The organism is Ruegeria sp. CDSA141 (assembly GCF_059612005.1).
In genome coordinates this window covers 15,924-36,296 of sequence record NZ_JBXWPT010000025.1, presented here as the reverse complement: position 1 = coordinate 36,296, position 20,373 = coordinate 15,924, and the positions used below count along the sequence as shown (strand labels likewise).

Genomic DNA, 20,373 nt, shown 5'->3' with positions numbered 1-20,373 from the left:
GCTGACGACCCAGTTCCGACGTGATCGAGCCAAAAAGCTCAGGATCACGATCAGCAAGGGACTGGGTAAAAAATCCGTCTGAACGATGCGGTGCATTCACGGGTCATATCTCCTTATAGGGGAACGCAATACAGCCAGGGCTGCGTTGGAAGCCAGTGCGTGGTGTTTGATGGTGCCCTCAGATCACACGGTCCCGAGGTTCACGGCCTTCGAAAAAATCGCTCAGGTTGTCGAGAACCCGAAACCCCATCGCCTCGCGTGCTTCGCGTGTTGCACTGCCCAGATGAGGCAGCATGACGAGGTTGTCGCATTGCAACAGGTCCGGGCTGACACGCGGTTCACCATCGAAAACGTCCAATGCAGCGCCGCCGATCATGTCAAACATCAAAGCCTGGATCAGCGCCCATTCGTCGATCACTTCGCCCCGTGCAGTATTTATCAGGAATGCGTCAGGCCTCATCAGGCCAAGTCTGCGCGAATTGATCAGATGACGGTTGGCTGCGCCGCCCGGACAATGCAATGAGACAAAGTCACATTGCGGCAGCAGGTCGTCTATTGTGTCCACCTGTCTCGCATTGCATTCGGCGAGAACATCGGGCGATACGGCGCTTCGGTTGCAGACCAGCACGTCCATACCGAACCCGTGATGAGCACGGCGTGCCATCTCCTGTCCGATACGGCCATATCCGATGATGCCCAGTGTCTTACCGCTGACCTTGGTTCCCACCAGATGCGTCGGTCGCCATCCTGTCCACTTACCTGAACGCAGCTCGCGTTCGCCCTCACCCGCCCGACGCGCAACCATCAGCAGAAGGGTCATGGCGATATCGGCGGTGCATTCGGACAAAACATCGGGCGTGTTGGTCACGGTCATACCCAATTCGCGTGCCGATGGCTCGCAGATATGGCTGTACCCAACACCATAATTGGCAAGAATCTTCGTCTGTACACCTGGCACATCCAGTGCCTCGGCGCTCAGCGTGTCCGTTACAGTGGGCAGAACGGCGTCATAAGATTTCAACGCTTGCCGGATTTCAGCCGGGGACATGGGTTTGTCCCCGATGTTCAGTACGGTGTTGTAGTTCTCGGCTAGCTGTGCCTCAACGGCAGCGGGCCAGCGACGGGTTACCAGAACCGAAGGTTTGACCATCACGCAGCCTCCATCACTCGGGCGATTGTCTCACCGATCACGGCAGGGTTTTCGGCCACGGTGACACCTGCGGCGGACAGAATCTCGACCTTTTCGCTGGCGCTTTCGCCGAAGGCCGAGATGATCGCACCTGCGTGCCCCATGGTACGGCCTTTCGGAGCTGTCAGGCCGGCGACATAGGCGATCACAGGTTTGGAGATGTGGTCGCGAATATATTCGGCGGCTTCCGCCTCCTGCGGGCCTCCGATTTCACCGATCATCGCAATGACATGCGTGTCTTCGTCACCTTCAAACCGCTGAAGGATGTCTTTGAAGGATGACCCGTTTATCGGGTCGCCTCCGATCCCGACGCTGGTCGAAACGCCGATCCCACGCTCTTTCAGCTGGGCCGCCGCCTCATAACCCAATGTCCCCGAGCGACCGATGATCCCTACATGTCCGGGAAGATAGATATGTCCTGGCATGATGCCCAACAACGCCTTTCCGGGCGAGATGGTGCCGGCGCAGTTCGGACCGGTCAGCACCATGCGCTTCTCTTTGGGGTAGCGATACATATACCGTTTTACCCGGATCATATCCTGTGCCGGAATGCCGTCGGTGATGCAGACGCAATAGCGGATACCGGCATCTGCGGCCTCCATGATCGAATCCGCAGCGAACGGGGGCGGCACGAAGACCAGGCTGGCATCCGCGCCGGTGACTTCGACGGCCTGCTTGACGGTGTCAAAAACCGGAACGCCTTCGACGGTTTCGCCACCCTTGCCGGGCACCACGCCACCCACCACGTTTGTGCCATAGTTCAGCATGTCCTTGGTATGGAACCGGGCCATACGACCGGTGATGCCCTGTACGATGACGCGCGTGTCACGATCGAGAAGAATGCTCATTAAACAGCCCTCATCTTGGTGCCTTGAGTAAGGTCGTTTTTCCACGCGCCCACAGCGCGTTCTGCCGCCTCCATCAGCGTCGTGGCGCGAATGATCGGCAGTCCGGATTTGGCAAGGATTTTCTGGCCTTCTTCGACATTCGTTCCGGCCAGCCGCACAACGACCGGAAGATCGAGATCAAGTTCCTTCAACGCCTGCACGACACCTTCAGCCACCCAGTCGCAGCGGTTGATACCAGCGAAGATGTTGACCAGAATGGCCTGAACATTGTCATCCGACAGAACCAGCCGGAACGCCTTGGCCACCCGTTCAGGTGACGCGCCTCCCCCGATGTCGAGGAAATTTGCAGGCTCGCCGCCTGCCAGCTTGATCGTGTCCATGGTGGCCATCGCTAGACCGGCCCCGTTGACGATGCAGCCGATATTGCCGTCAAGTCCGACATAAGACAGCCCACGATCCGCGGCGCGGCTTTCGCGCGGGTCTTCCTGGCTCTTGTCGCGCAATTCGGCGATCTGGGGGTGGCGGAACAGGGCGTTGTCGTCAAAGCTCATCTTGGCATCCAGCGCCAGCACCCGATCATCACCGGTGATGACCAGCGGGTTGATTTCAACCATCGTGGCGTCGAGATTGCTGAAGGCGGCATAACAGCCCTGAAACGTCCGCACCATTTGCTGGATCAGTTTGGCTTCAACCCCAAGATTGAAGGCGATTTCACGGGCCTGAAATTCCTGAAGCCCGACGGCCGGTTCCACGATGGACCTTACTATGCTGTCGGGGCGGTCGGCCGAGATATCCTCGATCTCCATTCCGCCTTCGGACGAGGCAACGATCATCACCCGCTGGCTGGAGCGGTCCAGAACAAAGCCAAGGTAAATTTCGCGGTCAATCGGTACTGCGGCTTCGACATAAACACGATAGATGCCTTTGCCTTCAGGACCTGTCTGATGCGTGACCAGCTTGCGACCGAACAGATCATCACAAGCCTTGTAGATTTCGTTTTCGCTGTTGCAGAGCTTGACCCCTCCGGCCTTGCCGCGACCGCCCGCATGGACCTGCGCCTTGACAATCCATTTGTCGCCACCCAGTTCACGCGCCCGGTAGGCCGCTTGTTCAGGACTGTAGGCAAGCGCACCCGCGGGCACATCGACGCCAAATTTCGAAAGAACTTCTTTCGCCTGGTATTCGTGGATATCCATCTGATGCGCTCCTGTTTACGCAGCTATTGAAGTGCCGTAACGGCTTTCCAGCAGAGCTTCGATCGCGTCTTGATCGACCTCACCGCCCAGCTCGCGAATGGCTTCGGCGAACAGGCGTACGATCCGGCTGACGGCCTCGCGATTCAATTGATTGAGGATGCCGATGCGCACCTGCACCGGTTCGCTCAAAGTGGGCCAGATGCCAAACCCGCGTGCACGGCAGTTCTGCACCAGTTCCATCTCGCGGCCAGAAAGTTCGGAAGGCAGGTTGAGCACGATCAGGCTGGGCATGTCCGAGGTGACCACGCATCCCATCTCGGTCACCGCGTCCCGAAGAACCTTTTCATGCGTCCGGTAAGACATCGACCGCTTGGCCAGACCTTCCTGCAAGGTCAGGCGCAATGACTCGTGGAACGCAGCCACCGCGTACCCCGAATGGGTTCGGTGGTAGGTGCTCTTTTCCACGTCCTGCCCATCGACGATGCCCCAGTGACGGGCCTCAAAAATCGGATTGTGCACATAGGTATAGGCACCTGTGGATTTCAACGTCTCGATATAGGCATCGGTAAAGCTGACAGGAGCATAGGTCAGCGGCAGGCAGCACAGGCCTTTCTGTGGACAGGATGCCCAACCTGCGACACCCGGATAGTCATCGATCGAAAAGTCTTCGACACCCAGAGACGAAACCGCATCGATCAGCCCCATCGCCCCATGACGTTCACACGCGTCCGAGAAACCGCGCAGGTCGTTCACCCTTCCGGATCCGGTTTCCCAATGCGCCATGAAGGCCCATTTCGGTTTGTGTCCAGCCAGAGCGGCTTCAACCATCTCAGCCGCCACCGGTTGGCCATGTGGAACTTCGACTACTGTGACAGTCGCCGCCTGTGGGTCAAGCGGGCTGGCCGCGTGCTCGGCGGCCGTGGCCGCCTTGATCCGCAGCGTCAGCGCGTCGATCCCCGAGAATGTGCCATTGGTGAACGCAACAACCTTGTCGCCCGGCATGACGGCCGAGAACATGGTGTCCAGAGCGCTCCAGCCGGTACCCGCGACAGCGAACGTATAAGCGTTTCCAGTGCCCCAGATTTTCCGCAGCATATGCTTGCATTCGATCATGCCCCTGAGGACATCGCCCTGCATGTGATCGGCAACACCTGCGTCGGCGAAGGCTTTCAGAACACGTACATCCGTGTTGCCCGGCCCTGGCCCCGCGGCAAGGGTCTCGGGAATTTCGAGCGGAGGGAAAATCTGAAAAGTCATGGTCTGACATCCTCGGCTGTTGGCCGGGCATTGCGGCCTGATGTGTTAAGGTGTCGACCAGAAAACGCGAGCTTGCCCAACGGCGCAACGTAACTTACTACTGCTTTAGGATGTCTAAAGGTATGGGGTTTTACCCACCTATATTGGTAAAAATACCGAGGTATACCGAAAATATCCCCACCCTTTTGGGTAGCTTTTTAGAAAGTCAGGGCAAAATCATATGGTTGAAACATCGGGCAAACCCATCGACATCATGCTTGCCGACAGCAATCCGCTGGTTCTGTCTGCCATGTCGGAAATATTCGAACGTGATCCCCGATTCTCTCTGGTCGCCACTTCGGCGACGGCAGAAGGGTTTCTGGGAACGGTGATGCGGATACCTGTTCAGGTCGGCGTTGTGGACTGGACGCTTCCGGCCCTGGGCGCTGCCAAATTGATCGAGGTGTTGCGCGATCAGGCCGATGCTCCGCGCTTTGTCATCTACGGCGATGCCTCCGGAGATGTCCCGCGATTGGCCATGCAGGCGGGTGCCGCTGGATTTGCTGCCCGCTCGGGCGAGGTTGACGTGCTTCTTGAGACCTGTGCCGAAGTGGCAGCAGGCAAGATGGTGTTTCCGTTCATCGACGTCCGGAAGATGAAACAGGATCCGATTCAAAGCCTTTCACGCAAGGAACGCGCCATTCTGGAGGCCTTGGCACAGGGGATGTCGAACCGGGAACTGTCCAAGGAACTTCAGATATCCACCAACACGGTCAAGTTTCACCTGTCAAATATCTATGAGAAGCTGAACGTCAAAAACAGAACACAAGCCATTGCGTTTTTCTATTCGTCCCACCGTGGCGCCGACTAGACGACGAGAACAGAGAGCCCGGATGACTGAAATCAAAATAAATGTTGTCGGTGCCGGGCGGGTCGGCAAAACGCTGATCAGCCTTCTGGATGGCACTGATGGCTGCCGTATTCAGGATGTTCTGAGCACATCCTTTCACTCGGCAAATGAAGCCGCCCAATTGTCCAAAACCGGGCGCGTTGCAGGAAGCTATGCCGATTTGCGACCCGCTGATCTGTGGATCATATCAGTGCCCGACACGCAAATTTCTTCGGTGGCCCACGAATTGAAAGAGGCCTTCGAGAACCAAGAAATAACCGGGAGGTCTTCAGTGGCGTTCCATTGCAGCGGCTATTATCCCGCCGAGCAACTGGCGTCGTTGCGCAGCCTCTCGTGGTCTCTGGCCAGCGTTCACCCCGTCCTGTCCTTCGCCGATCCACAGGCCGCTGCCGCGCAATTCACAGAGGCGCTATGCGGGTTGGAAGGCGACGAAGAAGCCACAGCGTTCATTCAGCCGCTTCTGGAAGGATTGGGGGCCACCTGTTTTCCCATCCGGTCTGAAAGCAAAAGCCTGTATCATGCAGCCGCTGTGATATCGAACAACTTCGCCGTTGTCTTGCAGGCCATCGCCCGCGAGGCGTGGGCCGAGGCGGGCGTGCCGGACGAAACTGCCCGCAAGCTCAACGCTGGTTTGTTGAGCAGCACAGTCGAAAACGTCGACCTTCTTGGGCCGCAAGCTGCCCTGACCGGTCCAGCGGCAAGAGGGGACGAAGAGGTCGTTGCCCGGCAGGGTACGGATGTAGCGGCGTGGCACCGCGATGCAGGTGAAATTTACAGGCAAATGAGTTCGCTGGCGCAGAAGCTGAAGGCAACCGGTTTCACGAAATAATCGCCAGATCCATTGCTGGAAAGCATTTTGGAACCTGCGCTCGAAACGCGTCGCGGAAAAGGCAGGCCCGAGCGTTTCTTTTGCGAATCCCTGAAACATGTTACGTTGGGTCAACTTTCAAGATTTAATTTTCCCCGCACTCAGTTTCTTGCCGCGCTTTCCAACGAGGTGACTTCATGTCCGACTCCAGCAGTGAGCCCCCGCGTATTACGCTGTCCCTTCCGACCTCCCGACCAAATCCCACGATCTCGGCGGAAATCTCAGGATCGGCCAGCTTTACAGCTGACAGTGTTGACGATCTCAGACGCGTCGAAGCCGAGAAACTCAAGGCGTTGCGCCGTGGTGTCGGTATCGACCTGTCCGCCGAAGTAATCAACGATCTGGTCGATCAGCGCGTGCAGGCCACTGGTGCAGTCTTTCGACAGCTCGAAACCATTCGCAAAGATTTGGCCGAGGGATTTCTGGGCGCTGTCGTCCCTACCCTTGCCCCGAAACTGCGCGGAGAACTGATCAATCCCGACGGGACCCCCGCCGAGCGGGTAATCGTTGAAGCGCTGCGCCCCACCTTTACCGCCAATGAAGGTATCGACAACGCGGATTTTTCCTGGGCTGTAAAAGCCGCCGTTACGGATGCGCGGGGCCTGTTTTCCCTTGATCTGCCCAACTTGCGGCTGCCGCAAAATGGCCTGAGGTTGCGAATTCGCGGGCAGAACACCACTCTGACTGAAGCGGTGCCGCGCATTGATGTATTGGATGGCGAACTGGGACTTGTGGTGCTGGATCGCACTGTCCTCCCTTTGCAGCGCTCGGTCCTGGGCGAGCTTGCTGATATTCTGCCGGTGGATCCCGAGGATGCGGAAGAAAACATATCCGATTTCACTGGCACGCAGGCGCCCATCGTGCTGGGCGAAGGTGACTGCGCCTCGGAATACCGGACCGAAGGTGGCACAGTTTCACGACGGCGCTATTCGGTTCTCTACCGGTTGATTGATCCGCTGGTCGGGCCGAAAAATATCGTCCGAACCCGCCCTGTTGGCGGCAATCGCTTTGTCACGACAATCCCGGGCAGCACTTTTGCGCAGGCCAACCTTTCTGCCGAAACCCTTTTGAACGCTTTCAACAATGACGGCGGAGACTGGGATTTTCGCGACCGGATACCAATTGACGAACCCATTGATGTAGAAGATTTCTTCGAAGATCTTGAGCAGCGCCCGCAAGATGTGCCAAAGGCCTCCAGCCTTGCGCTCGGCTACATTGCCAAGATGCGCTCGACCGCCGTTCACGCCGGTATGTCGTTGGGCCGTCTGGTCTATTCCCTGCCGCTTGCCCCGGGCGAGGAACAGCGGATCGTCGTTTCGGAACAACGTGAAACCCTGACCGTGCGCGAACGTGAAAGCCTGACGTTCGAGGAACAACAGGAATTCGAAGAAGCGCGCGACACTTCCTTCAACAGTACATTTGAAACCGCGCTCGATGAAGTGATCCGCGGTACGTCCTCCTTCTCGACCAAGGCGTCTACAAAGAGTTTTGGTGGCGCGGGTGGCATTGGTGGCGGTCTGTTTGGCGGCATCGGGGCCATAGTTGGCGGGGTCGGCTTCAGCGGAGCGCGCTCCAGTTCCAACTCGTCAGGCAGTTCGTCCAACACGCAGAACACGTCACGCGATTTTCTGTCAGATACGCATGAGACGTTCTCGGCCGCGCTGGAACGGGCCGCTTCTGTCAAAAGAAACTCTGCCCGAACAAGTGTGCGAACCGCAACGGCAAGTGATCGGCGGACGGCAACAACAAAGTTCGTGGCCAACCGCAACCATTGTCATGCAATGACGATGCAATGGTTCGAAGTTCTGCGCGACTTTTCCCTGGAAACGCGGATCGAAGGGGTGCAATTGGTGGTCTTCGTTCCAATGCAACTCATCCGCTTTCGCCGCCTGGGGCAAGGCGATCAATTGCCGGGCAATGTCAACCGGTCCGGGTTGCTGCACCGATACAAAGTGATCCTGCGCCACGCAGACGTTTTCCGCCGCGTGTTCCGAAACCGTCGCAGATTCCGCACCGCGCTCAAACTGCTGGAAGAGTTTTATGCCGACAAGGACGCATCTCCGCAAAATGCTCCGGGTGTCGCGCAGGACATCGTCAGTTTTGAGGCTCAGGGCACTTTTATGCCTAACGATGACATTTCCGCCGTGATCTTCACTCAGGATGGCGACCGCGTCGGACCGGTGCCTCTGACCGGATCGCCGATTGACATCGACAACCTGCATGACTTGCCTGCCGAGACACGTGAAAACTTGCTGGTTCGGCTGGCTGACGCGCGCCGCGATCCAACGAAGCGGCGGACTTATACCGGATCCGTGGCTTTGCCCCGCTCGGTCGAACGTTCGGACATCGCCCGCGTCGAGTTGCGCAGGCGGACGGGCTCTTTTGCCTACTCATTCTATACCGGCCCCGACCCGATCAACATCTTCAACATTTGGGAGCATATCTCGAACCTAGAAGATGCCGATGATCTGGATCGCGCCACGCGCAACATCAACCGGAGTCTTCACACGACGATTTCGGGTTCGGATTTCGACGATCTGGTCGGCGCGCCAATGATCAGCGAGTTTGAGGCGCGCATGAACGAAGACGCACAGACCATCGTTGACGACAACACATTCCAGGCATTGCCTGCAACCCTGCCCTATTCCGTACAGGAAGTGCCGGACGTGCTGTCGCGTCGTGATCTACGGCGGATCGAAGAAATGTATCAACATATCGTGGCCGACACCGTTCGCTATTCCCGCGTGATCTGGGCCAGTATGACGGATGAAGAACGCGCCATCCTGCTGGAACGTTTCACGATTGGCGTGCCGGATGGCGGGTTGGATGACGCTTCAAGCGAGATATCACTGCTCAGCACAGTCCAAAACAAGGTGTTGGGCTTCTACGGCAATGCGATGATCATGCCATTCTCGATCCCGCCCGATCTGGCCGACAGAATGGAGATGCGGACCGGCGACATTCAGGACAGTCTGTTAGCCTTCCATAGGGAAGACTTCCGACCACCGCGCCGCACGATCTCACTGCCGACCAGAGGCCTGTTGGGCGAGGCAGTACTGGGCCGCTGCAATTCCTGCGAGATGATCGACCATCGCCGCTTTTGGAACTGGCAGGACAGCCCGACGCCACCTCCGGTTGGTGACACGCCGGTCTTACCCGTGGACAGCGATGCAATCTTTGGCACCCGTGCGCCATCAGACCTGCCGGCCAATCAACCTTCGAACACGCTCACCATCGCAGGTGGGGACATTGGCACAGGCCAGGCCGTGCCCACTTCGCAACTGGCCGAAATCCTCAAGGCCGCGCCCGATCTCGCGCGGGCGGGAACCGATCTGACAGGTCTGAAGGAGCTGCAGGCGCAACTGGCACTGGAAACACAATCAGTCGCCGCCGGTCGGGACAAGGCTATAGACACAGCGACGGATCTGACCAAAGAGCTTGTCGGCAAGGCCACTGAGCTTGCAGGCAAGGGCCAGGAGATCGCTGCGGCCCGAAAAGAGGAAGAAGCCAAGAAACAAGCTGCCGAAAAGAAAAAGTCAGCTGCCGACAATGCCGCAAAGATCAAGGGGTTTGAAGATATAGCCAAGAACGCCTCGGGTGTTTCTGCGCTGATCGGCGGACAACCGGACGGCAACCAAGCGGCCTTTACACAAAACCTGTTCAAGGATTTCCCCGGCGGTGCTGCCGCTCTGGCGAATCCCTCCAACACGTTGCTTCTGGCCAAGCTCTTTGGGGCCTTTACCAAAGCGAATACAGATGCGGATGACGGAAGCGCAACCAAGGCCGGCAGCCAGTCCGTTCTGGATTTCCTCAATGGCCTGAGCGCCCCTGCGGAGGACGACGATGAGTGACACCAGCACAAATGCAACCCCCGAACCCGGTATTGATGAAAGCCTTGCCGAGGCCATCATCAATATTCTCGAAACCACCAACTCTCCGGCGATACAGCGCGCCCGAGAGGTGATAGCCCACAGGCTGGCCATCGCAGGAGACGTTGCCCCATCCCGCATCCCAGCGCCGCGCAATATCACCGAGATCGGCGGCTACTTAAATCTGCTGAGCGAATATGGAGAAGCCGAACAGCGCTCGCGCATGATCGCGGCCGCTCTGGGCATAGCAGGGCCGCAGATTTCGCTGCCACAGCCCGGTGCCGTTCCACCGTTGTCCTTTGTCACACGTGACGGCGCCCGACCTGCGGGGCCACAACAACCCAGCTTCCCGTTGACCTATACGATCCGCAGCGACTTTGTTCCGGCCTTTGACAATGCTGTGCAGGAAATCACGATCCGTGGTGGCGCGGTTCCGATTTTGACACCCGTCAGGATTCTGCCTTCCGCGGGGTCTGCGCCCGCAACAGACGGCTCTGCACAGTTAGCTCTGATCGGCCGAACACTCAGCCTGGCACCAACTGCGGCTTTACACGCCGTGGCAACCGATCCCCTGTCGCTAAGCCGCCCGACTGCTGGTGGCGGTTTCGAGGTTTTGGTTCGGGTCATCGACGCCGCCGCTCCGATCGCCGGAACCATCGCGGCGGCGGACTGGACGAGTTGGGAATGCGATGCCGCAGCCTGTTCCGAGGTCGACAGCAATGATGCGCGCTTTGCGCTCACGCCACTACTGAACGCCGCCGGGTGGCACCAGACAGCTGATCCCGGCAATCCGACCATCCTGTCGAATCCCGGAACCTGGGCAGAATGGCGCAATATCACCGGGCTTGTGCCGGGCGTCACGCGGTTTGCGGACGAGCTGCAACTACTTTATTCCGCTGAAATGCTCATTACCTCACCGGTTTTCAATCAACTGGACAATGTCTGGACAGGAAACGAATTTGCCGCTCCATAGCGCGGCTGCTTGAAACGCATGAAAGTGATTTGGCAAGACTCCCTTCAAGGGGTTTAATGCAACCAGGAGGTCAGCCATGCAAAACCCGGAGCGTTTCGAGAAGTTCTATTTCGCCAAAGTCGGCATGGGCGAAACCTGTGGCTGCGCCGAGCGGGTAATCGACGTATTCGAATTCAATCGCAAAGGCGGTGCACAATCCAAACAACCTGTGAAACAGGACAGGCGCAGACGCGGATCCTTTCGGGCATGGGCTGTCAGATATGGGCTGATGAGCCGAAAGCGAACATAGTCCAGGCCTGACGACCCACAGGGTTCGCTTTCGGCTTCATGGCTTGGCTCAGGCGGCGTGATAGCATTTCTGAAACCACTGTATCTGGTTGCCACGAGAACAGGTCAGGCCGGCACCAGCTTCCCGTCGCGAAGGTCCAGTGCATCCGGTGCCAGTTCCGTGCGGAACGCCGGCGAATGACTGACCAGCAGAACCGCCTGTGGCAACGCTCGCAGGATTTCCAGCAAGCGCGCTTCGTTTTTCGTATCCAGCGCATTCGTCGGTTCGTCCAGCAACAGAACTTCGGGATCCATCGCCAGAACTGTCGCCAGTGTCACCAGCCGTTTTTCGCCGCCTGACAATTTGTGCGTGATGCGGTTCTTTAAGTGCATCAAGTCCAGATCGCCAAGCACTTTATCGACAATGGGAAGCGCTTCGTCGCGTGTCTTGCCCAGATTGAGCGGCCCAAAGGCGATGTCTTCGGCGACGGTCGGACAGAACAGTTGATCGTCCGCATCCTGAAATACAAGCCCCACCCGGCGGCGCACTTCGCGGAAATCCGCCTCCTCCACGCGTTGCTGACCAAAAACGGTGACGGTGCCAGAACTCGGGCGCTGCAACCCAAGTATGATGCGCAGGAGCGTCGATTTTCCCGCACCGTTCGGACCAGTCAGAGACAGGCGCTGCCCGGCATTCAGGCTCAGGCTTGCTCCGTCGAGGACGGGTGGCTGGCCGGGGTAGGAAAAACAGATGTCTTCTAGCGCGATCAGTGTCATACGAATTCCAGAATGATCAGACCCAGGCAGAGACCGCTGAATCCAGCAGCAAACACAATGTCTCTGCGGGTCAGGTCAAATTCCTGAAGCAACGGCATACGCCCGGAAAACCCCCGGCACTTCATCGCGGCCAGAATGCGTTCCGATCTTTCGATCGCGCGCACCAGCATCATGCCCACCAGGTAACCAAAGCTGCGATATGTGTGCCAGTTGGTCGCTGGCCGAAAACCGCGCACCTTCATGGCGGCGCGCAAGCGCAGATACTCTTCCCGCAACACCTCGATATACCGAATTGTAAACATCAGAAGGTAAACCAGCTTTTCAGGGCAGCGCAGACGATGCAAGGCGTGACCCAGGGTGACCGGCTCCATCGTGCCAACCAACACCAGCAGGGACAGGATCACGGCATTGGCGGTCAAAGAAATCTGGACCGCTTTCCAGAAGCCTTGCCAGCTTGCCGGGTACCCCCAAAGCGTGAACATCATGTCTCCGGGCATGGAAAAGGGCAGCAGGATCAGCATAAACAGGATGAATCCATCCATCATGGCCATTCGCTTCAACGTCTTTCGCCACGGCAAGCGTGAAATCATCAAAAGCGAAAGAGACACGGTCAACGCCGCGCAAAGCGCAATGAGGGCTGACAGCGCCACGGTCACGACTGCAAAAGCAACTGCCATGACGATCCGCATCCGAGGATCCAGCAGGTTGATCAGACCTTCAGGCCCGTCACCGGCTTCGGCCAGTGTTTTCTCTTGGTGCCCCAGGACGTGTGCCATCAGGCCGCCAGCTTGCGGCGCGCCGCCATGTAAAAGCCCAGACCGAACAGACCAACGATGTACCCGATCCCGCCAAGGATGGTTTGCAGGTCATTCTGTTCGCGATAGGCCGCGATCTCGCGCCTGAGCGGGCGCAACTCGTCACGAACGGCCTTTGCGATAATCTGTCGTTCCTCTTGGCCTAGTGAAGTCGCGGAACCGACAGTCTGGGCCATGGTCGCCGAAGTTGCGCTGTCCGCTTTTTCTGCGACAACACCCATAATCTGCGCGACGTCCTCTGCAGGCATAGTAATCTGGGCCACGTGCCCGGCGCCCAGGTCAGCAAAGAATGTATGCGCCACGGCTGAGTTCGGAGTGTAGATAAAAAACCCGTCTGCATCCGTCACCGTGCGACCCAGCTCTGCCCCATCCGGGCCAGTAACAATGACTTCGGTATCGCTTGCCATATCGCCGCTGGAAAAACCGATCTCACCCTCTATGGCATCACCGGACACAAAAACACCGGCTATGACTTTATGCGCCAGCGCAGGCAAAGGCGCACAGCACAAAGCCAGTGTGATAACCAGATGCTTCATGTGGTCGCTCCTCTGACAAACAGCTCGGGCTTGACTTTGCGCGCCAGCAAAACGGCGAACCCGGTCAAAATCGCTTCGATGGCCATGACAGGTATATGTGCAAAGAAAACAAGCTTGGCAGCGGGCAGGAACTCATCCCCCGACAGTGCCAGTGAAGTCGCGACCATGCCGGTCGTCGCCGCAATGGCAAATGCGCCGCCCAAGCCACCCCAGATCGCACCCTGCAAAGGCGTCCCACGCGCGATCAGGCGACCAAACAACAATCCGGCCACCACCGCGGGCAAAGCGATATTGACGGTGTTGATCCCCAACACCGTCAATCCGCCAAAGCCGAAAAAGACCGCCTGCAGCAAAAGCCCGACGAACAAAGCCGGGAATGCGGCCCAGCCAAGCAGCAGTCCAGCCATGCCATTGAGGATCAAATGTACCGATGACGGACCAATGGGTACGTGGATCAACGATGCCACGAAGAAACTGGCTGACAACACTCCGGCAGTGGGGATGCGGTCAAGATCCAGTGACCTGAGGCCCATGGCAATCCCACCCGCAGCGGCGACGGCACCGCCGACCACGACCGGGTTGGAAAGGGCTCCGTCGACGATGTGCATTTGGGTTTACTCCAGATCCCAGGCGCGGATCCAGATGACCGCATCCTGACTAAGTTCTTTACCCTCATGTTCGGTCACTGGACCTGAACCAAGTGCTGCGAAACCCCAGTAACCGGCTTTTGGAACGCCAAACGAAAAGTACCCGTTGTCGTCCGATATGGCGACCACGGCACCACCCGGCATTGGTGACACCTTCGGTGTCGAAGCGGCCGAGCTCTCCATGCCAGGTTCGGCGGCCATGTACTCGATCTCGATCTCAGCACCTGCAACCGGCTGACCATCAGCCATCACACGGCCCGTGAAGGTCGAACCTGCGATGATGTTGGTCGGCTTGTTAAGCGGTATGATCTCGGTCGGCAGACCCACAGGGTTCATCCAGTCGGTCGGCAATGCGTTGCGGTTCAGGAACGCTTTGGTGAACTGCTGGATATAGATGTCTTCGGCTTCCTCATAATAAGGTTGAGGAACCGTCACCAGCACGTAATCGCCCGAACGTTTGACAGGAACACTGCCTTTGAACGCCGCCCCCTCGTTTTCTCCACCGGTGAAGCGGACAGGTTCCAGCGTATCAAGTAAATCAGTTTTTTTGCCGTTGTGGATCACATAGAATTCCTGCGGCTTTTCCATATCCATGACATGACCGTTCTCGAACGGATGCCAGAAGATCAGCTTGACCGGCACATCGCCGGGTTTCTCGATCATGGTGTCGGTGGTGTATTCCAAAAGGAAATGCGCATTTGCCATGGCAGGAATTGCCATCGCGGCAGCGGCTGCACTGAGCAGCTTTTTCATGAACAGTCGTCCTTGTCCCGTCGCGCCAATCCCGGTGCGAAATTCACTTTGACTGCGGGACATCCAACGCCAAATTGCCCTTTCAGGCATCCTGGTCCGACGCACATCCCGTCGCCGATGAGGAGCGCCCCTTATGGGGGCACATGCCCGGCAGGTATCCTGACTTGCGGGTCAAAGCGTCGGACTGGCCTTCCCGGGAAAACCCCAGTGGCGTTTCAGCCCTGCTCGCCGCTTACAGTTGCGGGTGCAGTTGCGGAATTGGGCCTGAGCCCGCACCGCATTCCCTATTGATTCCAGAGCGCGCCCCGGAACCGGACATGTCCAGCGGCTTGCCAGACAATCCCAGTCTCCGTCAACGATCAATTGTGATGGCGGTCGAAAAAGTTATGAGCCTGGGAAGTCTGGTGTGGTTTGACGTGCTTTGGTAAGCATCAGTGGAAGAAGGGGAAATACACTTCTAGGCTTCTGAAAGATACCTTTCCGACAACGGCAAGCTTGCTGCGCCCAGCGAGCGCGCATCCGGGCCCAGGGCCCCCGCCAGCACCAAAGGGCGCTCAAGACCGGTCAGGTTAACCTCGGACAGTTTCTTTTCGACCAATTCAACCAAATGCGCCTTGATGTCCGGCGGCATCCAGCCGTCAATCTTTACGCACTCAAAGTCGATTAGACTGCATGATGATACAATCGCATAGGCAATCCCGCTCGCGGTCTTATTCAACCAGTTCTCCAGTTGAGCTTTTGGCACATCCCAATGCTCGGTCGATTCCCATAAAGAATGCGAGGTTGCCCCTGCTGTCGTGATTGCACGCTCGAGCACATAAAGGCTGGCCACGTCAATCAGCGGCTTCACACCGCCAGCGTCATCAGGAACAGGCAAAGGACCGAGCGCGCCTGCATTTCCCCGACCAGAAAAGATCGAGCCATTGAGGACCACCCCGCCGCCAATGAAGAAGCCGACGTAGAAATACAAAAAATCTCTTGGCCCGTCAGCCGGGCCAAAAACCAATTCCGCACCACAGGCCGCTGTCGCGTCATTTTGAAGGAAAACTGGCATATTGCAGCTGAGAGCCAGGTCCGCTTTTAAGTCCGACGCGCGCCACGGGTCCATTTTTTCCTGAGGAACCTGCAAAGCCTTCGCCCAGTCCCACAGGTAAAAGGGCATAGCTATTCCGAGCCCCGCGATCCGGCTTTTGGACTCAGGTGACATGGACGACATCACTTTCCCAAGACACTCCCTGGAAAAATCCAAAGTGGCATTCGGCGTTGGATAGTCATAGGTTTGCCTCTCTCGTTGCCGCACATTTCCGACAAAGTCAGTCAAAACCAGTTCGGTACTGCGGCGCCCGACTTTAAGCCCAAAGAAGAACGCACCATCCGGATTGAGGCGCATGGGAACAGAAGGTTGCCCGACTTTCCCGCGAACCGGTTCACCGCGCAGAAGCAACCCATCCTTTTCCAATAGACGCATAATGACGGAAACCGTTTGTGCCGACAGTCCCGTCATGCGCGCGATTTCGGACTTCGCAAGGGCCTGATGGCGCCGGACAAGAGATAACACAAGGCGTTCGTTTCGGGCCCGCATGCCGCTTTGGTTTGTTCCGCGCACCTCTGACCCGTGCGAGCCAATCGAGTTTGTCTGAGATGAATATTCAGGCACGACCACCCCTTTCTTGCTTGAGAATGAGAAAGCCGACCCGCCCTGTCAATAATAAATAAGAGTGAGTTATTTATTGACTCAATTTTTGATTCTTGTGATGGTTTCTCATGGGATCAGGTTATTTTTTCCTGATCGCTCTCGTGCCCTCATGGGCATTAGAAAAACTGGGAGGATTATCGATGAAACTTGCAAGACTTGCGGGCGCGACAGCGCTGGCAGCTGCTGCCATGGCTGGCAGTGCAATGGCGGAAGGTGAAACTGTTTGCCTGATCACCAAAACGGACACCAACCCGTTCTTTGTCAAAATGAAGGAGGGCGCGACAGCGAAGGCGGAAGAGCTGGGAATGACGCTGAAAGCCTTTGCGGGCAAGGTCGACGGTGACCATGAAACGCAGGTGCAAGCCATTGAGACCTGCATTCTGGACGGCGCCAAAGGCATTCTGCTGACGGCCTCGGACACATCATCCATCGTTCCGGCTGTGAAGCAGGCGCGGGATGCAGGGGTTCTGGTAATCGCTCTGGATACGCCGCTGGAACCCATTGACTCGGCTGACGCTACGTTCGCCACGGACAATTTCCTTGCCGGGCTGTTGATTGGACAATGGGCCAAAGCCACGCTGGGCGACGCCGCCAACGACGCCAAAATCGCGACACTGGATCTTGCCGTCAGCCAGCCGACAGTGGATGTGCTGCGCAATCAGGGCTTCCTTCAGGGCTTCGGTGTTGATCTGGCAGACCCGAACGTGATCGGCGATGAAGATGACCCCCGTTTGGTCGGAAGTGATGTCACTGCCGGCAACGAAGAAGGAGGTCGCCGCGCGATGGAAAACCTACTGGCCAAGGATCCGACGATCAACGTTGTTCACACCATCAACGAACCTGCGGCGGCAGGCGCTTATGAAGCGCTCAAAGCCATCGGACGTGAAAATGACGTACTCATCGTTTCCGTGGACGGAGGTTGCCCGGGCGTCCAAAACGTTGCTGATGGTGTTATCGGCGCAACGTCGCAACAATACCCGCTGTTGATGGCATCACTGGGGGTTGAGGCCGTCAAGAAATGGGCGGATGAAGGTGTAAAACCTGAAAACACACCCGGTAAGGATTTCTTTGACACCGGCGTGGCGCTTGTAACGGACAAGGCCGCTGGTGGCGTCGAGTCAATCTCGGTCAAAGAAGGCATGGACCTCTGCTGGGGTTGACCTGATCACCCGGAGGGCCGCAGAGGGCGGCCTTCCGCTTTTCAAGCCACCCATTCGCTCGAAAACTTGCTAGAGTCGTCAGTGACCTGACGCTTTGGGGGAACCTTTATGTCCGATACTTCACGACGATCAGACGACTTCGAAGCCGCTGCAAAAGGCAGCCCGGAACAGATTGCCGAATTTGACGATCACCACCGCGGGTTTGTCGGAACGGTTCAGCATTTTCTGCATGTGAACCCCTCTCTGGTGCCGTTGATCGTTCTTGTGGCTGCCATCGTCATTTTCGGTGTCTTGTTGGGCTCCAAGTTTTTCTCGCCATTTGCGCTGACCCTGATCCTGCAGCAGGTTCAGATTGTCGGGATCGTGGCTGCGGCACAAAGCCTTGTCATCCTGACGGCAGGTATCGACCTTAGCGTCGGGGCAATCATGGTAATGTCGTCGGTTGTGATGGGTCAGTTCACCTTCCGGTATGGGCTGCCGCCATCGGTCTCGATCATTTGCGGCCTTTTCGTTGGCACAGCAATCGGCGCGGTGAACGGTTATCTTGTCAGCCGCATCAAACTGCCGCCGTTCATCGTGACGCTTGGCATGTGGCAAATCGTTCTCGCGGCAAATTTCCTCTATTCTCAGAACGAAACCATCCGGTCACAGGAGATCGAGGAACATGCCAGCATCCTGCAACTGTTCGGTGCCAAGTTTAACGTCGGCGGGGCTGTATTCACCGTCGGCGTGATCTTCATGCTGGTGCTTATCCTCGTACTTTCCTACGCGCTTCGTCATACCGCCTGGGGAAGGCATGTCTATGCGGTCGGTGATGATCCGGAAGCCGCCAAGCTGTCCGGTGTCAATGTGCATCGCACGCTGATGTCAGTTTACATGCTGTCCGGGCTGATCTGCGCTTTCGCGGGCTGGGCCCTGATTGGTCGCATTGGGTCCGTGTCTCCGACGTCAGGACAGTTGGCAAACATTGAAAGCATAACGGCGGTCGTGATCGGGGGTATATCCCTGTTCGGTGGTCGCGGGTCCATTCTTGGGTCGCTGTTCGGAGCGTTGATCGTCGGCGTCTTCACACTTGGGCTTCGATTGCTGGGCGCTGATGCGCAATGGACGTTCCTGTTGATCGGCATCCTTATCATCGCAGCGGTCGCGGTCGACCAGTGGATCAGAAAGGTGGCAGCCTGATGGAACCTATTCTCAAAGGACGGAACCTTGTGAAGCGCTACGGCAAGGTAACGGCGCTGGATCAGTGCGATTTCGATCTGATGCCGGGCGAGATTCTGGCCGTAATCGGCGACAACGGCGCAGGCAAATCAACACTGATCAAGGCGGTATCAGGCGCGGTGGTGCCGGATGAAGGTGAGGTTTGGCTGGAAGGCCAGAAAGTGAACTTTCATTCCCCGATTGACGCGCGCGAAGCCGGTATCGAAACGGTCTACCAGACGCTTGCGATGTCCCCCGCCCTGTCGATTGCGGACAACATCTTCATGGGGCGCGAAATCCGGCGCAAAGGGCCGTTGGGATCATGGTTCCGAATGCTCGACCGTCCGGCGATGGAGAAATTCGCCCGCGACAAACTGAGCGAACTGGGCCTGATGACAATCCAGAATATCAATCAAGCCGTTGAAACTCTGTCCGGGGGTCAGCGTCAGGGTGTTGCCGTGGCGCGGGCCGCGGCGTTCGGCTCGAAGGTCATCATCCTGGACGAGCCAACGGCCGCACTGGGTGTGAAGGAAAGCCGCCGCGTTCTTGAACTGATCCTGGACGTGAAATCGCGTGGCATTCCGATCATCCTGATCAGCCACAATATGCCACATGTTTTTGAGGTCGCCGATCGAATTCACGTGCATCGGCTTGGCAAACGCCTGTGCGTCGTTGATCCCAAGGATTACACGATGTCCGACGCAGTGGCGTTCATGACCGGTGCCAAAGAACCGCCCGCCGAGGATCAGGCCGCGTGACTGGCAAACTTGCCACCCCCAAGGCGCTAGCAAGCAGAATCGCGGATGCCGTTCAAGCTTTGCCGCCGCTGCAAGACCGGCATCTTGTCGCGATAGCCGGGCCACCGGGATCGGGGAAAACGACTGCGGCCAGCCTTGCGACCACAGAGCTAAATCTACGCGGCGTCGCAACCGGCCTGGTTTCCATGGACGGCTTCCATTATGACAACGTGATCTTGAAGGATCGCAGCTTACTGAACTGCAAAGGATCCCCCGAAACCTTTGACCTTGCCGGCTTTCATGCATTGCTTGGTCGATTGCGTGCGGAAGGAGAAGTCGCAGTACCCGAGTTTGTCCGAAATCTCGATCTGGCTATTGCTGCGCGGTCTATGATCACAGCGGATCAGCGCGTTGTTCTGGTTGAAGGCAATTACCTTCTCTTGAATGAACCGGGTTGGTCGGAACTTCACCAACTGTGGACATTCAAGGTATTCTTGGATACCGATTTGAAAACACTTGAAACCCGCCTGACCAACAGATGGATCGGCCACGGTTTGGACAAAAAAGCCGCCAAGGACCGTGCGCAGTCCAACGATCTGCCGAATGCGGAACGTGTAATCCGAAATTCGGTATCCGGCGATCTGGCCCTGACTTGAGTTTTCCCTGCGGCCAACAAAATCCGTCTTGATGGAAGGC

The 20,373-nt window shown here is 57.4% G+C and carries 19 protein-coding genes and 1 riboswitch; of the genes, 9 read left to right on the top strand and 10 right to left on the bottom strand.

Features of this window, described 5'->3' with window-relative positions; all coding sequences use genetic code 11:
* Positions 1-178: 178 nt before the first annotated feature.
* From AC2FLP_RS20625 to AC2FLP_RS20610, 4 genes are read right to left on the bottom strand one after another with little or no spacing between them, the layout of a single operon-like run.
* Positions 179-1,150, bottom strand: coding sequence for a 2-hydroxyacid dehydrogenase (locus AC2FLP_RS20625; protein ID WP_496686019.1), 972 nt, complete (start codon positions 1,148-1,150; stop codon positions 179-181).
* Entirely contained in the window at positions 1,150-2,037 is an 888-nt protein-coding gene (sucD, locus tag AC2FLP_RS20620) for a succinate--CoA ligase subunit alpha (protein WP_299902133.1), read from the bottom strand. Before sucD ends, AC2FLP_RS20625 begins: the two co-directional genes overlap by 1 nt.
* Entirely contained in the window at positions 2,037-3,233 is a 1,197-nt protein-coding gene (locus tag AC2FLP_RS20615; RefSeq protein ID WP_117873562.1) for a malate--CoA ligase subunit beta, read from the bottom strand. Before AC2FLP_RS20615 ends, sucD begins: the two co-directional genes overlap by 1 nt.
* 15 nt (positions 3,234-3,248) lie before the next feature.
* Positions 3,249-4,490 (bottom strand): pyridoxal-phosphate-dependent aminotransferase family protein, encoded by a 1,242-nt coding sequence (locus AC2FLP_RS20610; protein WP_299902130.1) that lies wholly within the window; start codon positions 4,488-4,490, stop codon positions 3,249-3,251.
* A gap of 220 nt (positions 4,491-4,710) precedes the next feature.
* Here AC2FLP_RS20610 and AC2FLP_RS20605 point away from each other — a divergent pair, with 220 nt between their 5' ends.
* The 5 genes from AC2FLP_RS20605 (at position 4,711) to AC2FLP_RS20585 (ending at position 11,378) form a co-directional block, all read left to right on the top strand.
* On the top strand, positions 4,711-5,340 hold the full coding sequence (locus AC2FLP_RS20605; RefSeq protein WP_496677333.1) for a response regulator transcription factor: 630 nt from the start codon (positions 4,711-4,713) through the stop codon (positions 5,338-5,340).
* 22 nt (positions 5,341-5,362) lie between these two features.
* Entirely contained in the window at positions 5,363-6,208 is an 846-nt protein-coding gene (locus tag AC2FLP_RS20600; protein ID WP_496686023.1) for a Rossmann-like and DUF2520 domain-containing protein, read from the top strand.
* Positions 6,209-6,384: 176 nt separating this feature from the next.
* Positions 6,385-10,098 carry a hypothetical protein gene (locus tag AC2FLP_RS20595; RefSeq protein WP_496686026.1) on the top strand — a complete coding sequence of 1,238 codons (3,714 nt, stop codon included), beginning with the start codon at positions 6,385-6,387 and terminating at the stop codon, positions 10,096-10,098.
* On the top strand, positions 10,091-11,089 hold the full coding sequence (locus AC2FLP_RS20590) for a hypothetical protein (protein ID WP_496686028.1): 999 nt from the start codon (positions 10,091-10,093) through the stop codon (positions 11,087-11,089). Before AC2FLP_RS20595 ends, AC2FLP_RS20590 begins: the two co-directional genes overlap by 8 nt.
* Before the next feature lie 76 nt (positions 11,090-11,165).
* Complete coding sequence (locus tag AC2FLP_RS20585) at positions 11,166-11,378, top strand: hypothetical protein (protein ID WP_496686031.1); 213 nt, start codon at positions 11,166-11,168, stop codon at positions 11,376-11,378.
* Positions 11,379-11,482: 104 nt separating this feature from the next.
* Here AC2FLP_RS20585 and AC2FLP_RS20580 read toward each other — a convergent pair whose 3' ends face one another.
* From AC2FLP_RS20580 to AC2FLP_RS20555, 6 genes are all read right to left on the bottom strand, one after another.
* The gene (locus AC2FLP_RS20580; protein ID WP_299902125.1) at positions 11,483-12,133 is read right to left on the bottom strand and encodes an energy-coupling factor ABC transporter ATP-binding protein; all 651 of its coding nucleotides are present in this window, start codon (positions 12,131-12,133) and stop codon (positions 11,483-11,485) included.
* A complete protein-coding gene (gene cbiQ, locus AC2FLP_RS20575; RefSeq protein WP_299902123.1) occupies positions 12,130-12,909 on the bottom strand; it encodes a cobalt ECF transporter T component CbiQ in 780 nt (259 codons plus the stop codon). The genes AC2FLP_RS20580 and cbiQ overlap by 4 nt, the downstream gene beginning before the upstream one ends.
* Entirely contained in the window at positions 12,909-13,484 is a 576-nt protein-coding gene (locus tag AC2FLP_RS20570; protein WP_496686034.1) for a NikL family nickel/cobalt ECF transporter subunit, read from the bottom strand. The genes cbiQ and AC2FLP_RS20570 overlap by 1 nt, the downstream gene beginning before the upstream one ends.
* Entirely contained in the window at positions 13,481-14,092 is a 612-nt protein-coding gene (gene cbiM / locus AC2FLP_RS20565; RefSeq protein WP_117873580.1) for a cobalt transporter CbiM, read from the bottom strand. Before cbiM ends, AC2FLP_RS20570 begins: the two co-directional genes overlap by 4 nt.
* Before the next feature lie 6 nt (positions 14,093-14,098).
* A complete protein-coding gene (locus AC2FLP_RS20560; RefSeq protein ID WP_299902118.1) occupies positions 14,099-14,884 on the bottom strand; it encodes a DUF4198 domain-containing protein in 786 nt (261 codons plus the stop codon).
* A 132-nt stretch (positions 14,885-15,016) separates the two neighbouring features.
* A riboswitch (cobalamin riboswitch) is annotated at positions 15,017-15,215 on the bottom strand.
* Positions 15,216-15,341: 126 nt separating this feature from the next.
* Complete coding sequence (locus AC2FLP_RS20555; RefSeq protein WP_496686062.1) at positions 15,342-16,466, bottom strand: ROK family transcriptional regulator; 1,125 nt, start codon at positions 16,464-16,466, stop codon at positions 15,342-15,344.
* 254 nt (positions 16,467-16,720) lie between these two features.
* Here AC2FLP_RS20555 and AC2FLP_RS20550 point away from each other — a divergent pair, with 254 nt between their 5' ends.
* From AC2FLP_RS20550 to AC2FLP_RS20535, 4 genes are all read left to right on the top strand, one after another.
* Positions 16,721-17,740 (top strand): sugar ABC transporter substrate-binding protein, encoded by a 1,020-nt coding sequence (locus AC2FLP_RS20550; protein ID WP_299902115.1) that lies wholly within the window; start codon positions 16,721-16,723, stop codon positions 17,738-17,740.
* Positions 17,741-17,848: 108 nt separating this feature from the next.
* Complete coding sequence (locus AC2FLP_RS20545; protein WP_299902112.1) at positions 17,849-18,922, top strand: ABC transporter permease; 1,074 nt, start codon at positions 17,849-17,851, stop codon at positions 18,920-18,922.
* The gene (locus tag AC2FLP_RS20540) at positions 18,922-19,698 is read left to right on the top strand and encodes an ATP-binding cassette domain-containing protein (RefSeq protein WP_117873586.1); all 777 of its coding nucleotides are present in this window, start codon (positions 18,922-18,924) and stop codon (positions 19,696-19,698) included. Before AC2FLP_RS20545 ends, AC2FLP_RS20540 begins: the two co-directional genes overlap by 1 nt.
* Positions 19,695-20,333 (top strand): nucleoside/nucleotide kinase family protein, encoded by a 639-nt coding sequence (locus tag AC2FLP_RS20535; RefSeq protein ID WP_496686039.1) that lies wholly within the window; start codon positions 19,695-19,697, stop codon positions 20,331-20,333. The genes AC2FLP_RS20540 and AC2FLP_RS20535 overlap by 4 nt, the downstream gene beginning before the upstream one ends.
* The last annotated feature ends 40 nt before the right edge of the window (positions 20,334-20,373 follow it).